The sequence below is a fragment of the Vibrio sp. 1580 genome (assembly GCF_033340055.1).
In genome coordinates this window covers 1-911 of record NZ_JAWOVT010000116.1, presented here as the reverse complement: position 1 = coordinate 911, position 911 = coordinate 1, and the positions used below count along the sequence as shown (strand labels likewise).

Annotated in this window: 1 protein-coding gene; it reads right to left on the bottom strand. The window is 41.7% G+C overall.

What is annotated here, in order from left to right; all coding sequences use genetic code 11:
- Positions 1–234: 234 nt before the first annotated feature.
- Positions 235–911, bottom strand: a 677-nt coding sequence (locus R7093_RS24405; RefSeq protein WP_318146909.1) for a GNAT family N-acetyltransferase, incomplete at its 5' end; no start/stop codon positions are given.

Below are 911 nucleotides of genomic sequence, written 5' to 3'. Positions count from 1 at the left end.
CGCTACAACATGAGATGTTGTAGCTTGTAGTTATAGTGCTTCAATACAATAGAAGTGGCGACGCCACTCCTTCCCTTTTATTGGCGATTTTGTTTACAGCTCAACATTGAACTTTGTCGGTCATGAGTTTGCTTTTTATCATTCATCAAAAACAAAAAAGGAGTGAATTTACAGTGTAAAGTCACTCCTCTCAGCTTGTCTCTATTTACAGTGTAAATCCATAAGGCGTTGCGTTTACACTGTAAATTGACTCAACAACTTTTCTAACTCACTTCTTAACTGTTGCTCAACTTGCTTTCTTCCCGATAATCCAAATTGTTTGGCACAAATGCCCCAATCATGGTTTAAGAACACTTTACTTATCATCAAATCAGAAACAGGCGCTAAACCATGTTGACGCAGCCACTGTTGTAACCACACAAAAATCGATTCATAGCTTGCACCACCCTTCGCATAGCTTTGAAGCAATACTCGCTTAGTCGGATGTAAGGTTTGATGTTGAATCGGTTGACGCAACAAGCTTCTAGCCAGACTCGGCTCTAACTTAGGATAAACAAAGGAAAGGCTCGCAGACAAAAAGTCGAGAAATAATGCTTGTGCGTCATCAATCCAAGTTTGTGATTTATTCGCAAGTTGGCGAACCATCAACAATGAATAACAACCACTGGCGGCATCGCGCATAGTTCCTAAACGAATGGATTGATAACCAGCTTGTTGCCAAAACTGAATCAACTCATCCGTCGCACCAAAACTTGTCGATAGGTAATCCACATGGGCACCAACACTTTCCTCGAGTAGTGTTAGCATGCGCTTGCCAATGCCCAAACCTTGTAGATCAGGATGCACCGCAATTCGCATCACTCGTGAAGTAATAAGCCTGCCTACCTTTACCAAACCAAGTTGATTGATGA